This is a genomic window from uncultured Bifidobacterium sp. (assembly GCF_945269915.1).
GTDB classification, from domain to species: Bacteria; Actinomycetota; Actinomycetes; order Actinomycetales; family Bifidobacteriaceae; genus Bombiscardovia; species Bombiscardovia indica.
In genome coordinates this window covers 1-4635 of sequence record NZ_CALYOY010000058.1, presented here as the reverse complement: position 1 = coordinate 4635, position 4635 = coordinate 1, and the positions used below count along the sequence as shown (strand labels likewise).

The window sequence follows — 4635 nt, the reverse complement described above, 5'->3', positions numbered from 1 at the left end:
CCGGAGAGTTTGGAACCATTCTCACCAATCATCGTCTGGTAGCCCTGGGGCAGGCGGGTGACGAACTGGTCGCAGTTGGCGGCCCTGGCGGCATCCAGCACCTCCTGGTCACTGGCACCACGCCGACCCATCCGTATATTACCCATGACCGTGTCGTCAAAGAGCATCACATCCTGGAAGACCACGGCATAGTCGCGCAAGAGGACCTCTGGATCCACCCGGCTCACGTCAACCCCACCCACGGTGATGGAACCGGAGGTGGCATCCCAGAAGCGGGCAGCCAGCCGGGCACAGGTTGACTTCCCGGACCCCGAGGGACCAACCAGGGCCGTGATCTCACCTTCCCGCGCCGTAAAATCGACATCCTCCAGAACCGGCTCCCCCGCACCCCTGCCGGTAGAGACCGGATAGGAGAAGGCCACATGATCGAAGACGATATCGTGACCGTTCGGATGGAAGTCCGTACTCCCCTCGACCACCGGCTCGTCGGTGATGGACCGGATACGCCGGGCCGATCCCTGGGACTGGAAAAGCTCGGAAACCAGCATCAAAGCCTGATCGAAGGGTGCGTATATCCGGGAGACCATCAGCAGGAAGATGAACATGACCATGAAATCAATCCTGCCCTGGACTATCAGACCGGCAGCCACCAGCAAGGTTGTGGCCACTCCCATCCTGAGGACCACCATGGCCGAGTTCATGATGAGTCCATTGGTAATCTCGGACCTGATCGTGGTGGCTTCGGTGGTATCAATGACCGAGAAGAGTCTATCCAGATACCGGTCCTCCTGGTTGGTGGCGCGAATCTCCTGTACACAGTCGAGCGCCTCCTGGATGCCGTCGCTGACCCTGACCTGGGCCTGCCGCGTACGTCGTGAGGCACCTTCCACGAATCGTCGTGTGCCGAAGACGATGGCAAAAGCCGTCGGCACACTCCAGAAAGCGGCCAGGTCGAGGGCCCAGTTCACAGGCAAGAGTGCGAGGAAGACCAGGATGGAAGAGACGACTGCACCGTAGAGCTGGCTCAGGGCATGGGCATAGGCATGCTCCATGGTGGCCACATCACCCAGGATGGTATCGGTCAGGTCCGCCAGGTCACGACGCCCGAAGAAGGAGAGGGGCAGCTTACGCAGTCTCTCGGCCAGGTCGATTCGCTGGGTGCTGGTCTGGTTGAAGACCGCGCCATAGGAGTGGTTGTACTGGAACCAGTACGAGCCGAAGAGCAGAAGGACGAACACCAGGAGACCCACCAGGTAGGGCATGACATCCGGGAGCGGAGCCCCCTTGGTCAGATGGGCGATGAAGGCATTCATGGCCAGGAAGAGCGAGGCCGTTCCTCCCATGATGACCAGATTGGTCAGTGTGGTCCAAATCGTTCCCAGGAGGACATTCTTCATCCCCCTGTTCGACAAGGCGTATTTTTCCTGGAATGAGGCGAACATCTATGCCTCACCTCCTTCGCTCTGTATGCCGAGGTGATCGATCGACCCCTTCCCGGCGGCTGGACCAATGTCGCTTTCATCCCCAACCGGCCCGGCATCGTCCCGACCGGGACCATGCCCAGCATCGCCTTCCCTTACAAGCGCCCCGGTATCGCCTGCACCACCTTCACGCGGCGCCTTTGGCGAGTTGTCGACCTTCCAGGAGATCGCCTGCTCATAGTCGGACCATAGGCGGGCATAGGTACCGTGAGCCCTGACCAGGTCCTGGTGGGAACCCTGCTCGACCAGGTGGCCTCCATCCAAGACCAGGATCAAGTCCGCACCGGCCACGGTCGACAGTCGGTGGGCAATCATAAGGACGGTCCGATGCCCTCCCCCGCCCGATTGCGTCAATCTGGTCAGGGCCTTCTGAATCAGGACCTCATTCTCCGGATCGGCAAAGGCGGTTGCCTCATCCAGGACCACGATGGGTGCATCCTTGAGGATCGCCCTGGCCAGGGCCACTCGTTGGACCTCTCCACCCGACAGGTAGGTTCCATCCGAACCCAGCATGGTGTCGAGTCCCTGGGGAAGCTTGTCGACGATGTCCATGCACTGGGCGGCCTCCAGGGCAGCCAGGACCTGATCCGGGGTGGCATCGGGTCTGGCAGCACGGACGTTCTCAAGCAGTGTGGCCGAAAAGAGCCGATTCGTCTGGAATACGAAGGCAACCTGCCCCATCAGATCACGGGGGTCCACGGATCTCACATCAACCCCGCCCACGGCGACCCTTCCCGAATCCACATCCCAGAAACGCGGGAGCAGGCTGGCGCAGGTCGATTTGCCACCCCCGGAAGGCCCGACCAGGGCCACAGTGCCACCCTCAGGCAACCTGAAGTCGATTCCTTCAAGGGCAGGCCGGTCAGCGCCCGCATAGGTATAGGACACCTGCTCCAGGGATGCATCCCGGGTCCGTGGGTGCTCCGGGGCGGCGGTCCGGGGTAGGGGATCCACGCTGAGCACGCTGGTGATCCTGGCCAGGGCATCATCGGCTTTACCGAAGGCGTCGCTGGAGAATTGCAGACGGGTCATGGCTGTCGGAACCATTCCCGAGAAGACGGCATAGAAGGCGAAATCAGCGATGAAGGTGGAAAAGTCGCCCTGACGCGAGGCCAGCAGGATGGCCACCGGAACCAGGAAAACCACAGTACTGTTCAAGGCGACGATCTGTATGGTCTGGGGAAGGCGGCAGACCTTCATGGAGTAGGTCCTGGCCATCTGACTGTAGTGTTCAATCGCTTCATGGAAGGCCTTGAAGGAATAGACCGTCTGCTGGAAGACCTTGACCACGGGGATGCCGCGGACGTATTCCGTACCGGTCTTTGACATCCGCACCAGGGCATCCTGGTACTTCTTCAAGAAGGACCTGCCCTGCCCACTCATCATGACCCGTAGACAGACCACGGCGATCAGGACGGAGACCAGGCAGGCCATCCCCATCCGCCAGTCGAAGACCAGCATCAGTATCGGCATGCCCAACACCATGGTAAAGGAACCGGCCGCGTCCGGAACGATGTGGGCCAGCAGGGTCTCGGTATCTCCTGCCGAACCGTCAATGGTGCGTCGCAACTCCCCTGAAGCATGGAGGTCGAAGTACCCCAAGGGCAGGCGCATCAAGTGCCGTAGAGCCTCCTTGCGCATGTTGGAGGCGGTGCGGAAAGCGGCCATATGGGTAAGGAGGAGACCCGAGCAGTACAGGACGACGGATAGGACGGCAAACACCAATCCCACCCATCCATAAACGGCGATTCCCGAGGCCCGGGACCAATGTGGGGCCACAGCCAGGAGATCCCTTGCAACCAGCCAGATGCAGATATAGGGACCAAAACCTGCAATCGCGGAAAGGACGGACAGGAAGCAGCCCAGGTAGGAGAAGACCTTACGAGGACCAGCAAAATCCAGCAACCGCATCAGGGAGTTACGCCCATGCCCTTCCTCACCGTCAGATATGGTTCCTCGATCATGGGCGCCTCCATGATCAGGTTTTGGCACGCCTTCTGGCTCATTCCGGTCTACGGTCATACCTTTTCTCCTACTGATTTCCTTCTCGACCCCTTGTCGTTCGCATTCATAGAACGTAATCTGAGAAGCCTATGACCTGAAGACCGTCACCGATTACCGGATGAATCTGAAAGCAATCGGGACGAAAGCAAAAGCCTGCGTAGACCGCCTCAAGACCTGCAAGGGCTGGGATGAGGTGGTGTATGGCCGGATACGATGTGCCAACGGAGTCCAGTGAGCTCCGGACCCTGTACCAACCGCAGACGGAGCAGCTTGGCATGAAGCTCCATCACCGGGCGGGAGGATTGGAAGGCGGGGTCGACAACGATAGCTACCGGGGACGGATCCGCATCAGCCCGGTTGGCCCGCATTGCCTGGTCATCTGGCATGACATCACCTTCCTGCGCGATACGGAATTGAGCGAGTACTCCCTGACTGATTATGCCTGCCTGATTGCCAGCGATGCCCAGGATCCCCTGCCCCTTCCCGATGGCACACAGACCTGCACGTCGAAGGAGGGCAGCATGGTCTCCCTGATCCAACCTGCCGGAACGGTCACCTACCATATGCCGGCCGGGTCGCGCTCATGCACCCGAAGCATCAGCATCCTGCCCGACTACTTCGTGGAGCTGAACCACAAGTGGCCCGGTCAGGTCGGCGGGCTGTTCGAGTCCTTCGGTCAACCCTGGTTGCCCGATGCCTATTGGGCCGCTTCGACCGCCCTGTCCAAGATTGGCCCTGGACAGCAGGACCGAACCGGGTTCCTCCTGAAGGCCCACATCGACCTCATGCTGGCCACGCTTTCGCAGACATCGTCAGCAACCATGCAGGATTCCGAATCGTCCAGTGATGGAGACCTGGCCCGACAGACCGAGGCCTATATCCAATCCCATCTCGACGGGGACCTCTCCATCGATCAGATAGCACGATCCCTGTATGTAGGGCGGACCCACTTGTGCACGGCCTTCTCGAAGCAGACCGGAACAAGCCTGGCCAAGTACATCAGGGGGCGGCGGATACACCAGGCCCGCCACCTCCTGGTGACGACCAAGGAGAATATCGCCTGGGTGGGCAGGCAGGTCGGCTATAACCGTCCGAGCTCCTTCACCGCGGCCTTCACCAGGGAAACCGGCCTCGCCCCAGGCACGTGGAG

Annotated in this window: 3 protein-coding genes; 1 reads left to right on the top strand and 2 read right to left on the bottom strand. The window is 60.5% G+C overall.

Features of this window, described 5'->3' with window-relative positions:
• A partial coding sequence (locus tag Q0K62_RS07790; RefSeq protein ID WP_297317408.1) for an ABC transporter ATP-binding protein occupies positions 1 to 1442 on the bottom strand: 1442 nt, incomplete at its 3' end.
• The gene (locus tag Q0K62_RS07785; protein ID WP_297317407.1) at positions 1443 to 3473 is read right to left on the bottom strand and encodes an ABC transporter ATP-binding protein; all 2031 of its coding nucleotides are present in this window, start codon (positions 3471 to 3473) and stop codon (positions 1443 to 1445) included.
• Between the two features lie 212 nt (positions 3474 to 3685).
• Here Q0K62_RS07785 and Q0K62_RS07780 point away from each other — a divergent pair.
• On the top strand, positions 3686 to 4635 hold a 950-nt coding region (locus Q0K62_RS07780), incomplete at its 3' end, for an AraC family transcriptional regulator (protein WP_297317406.1).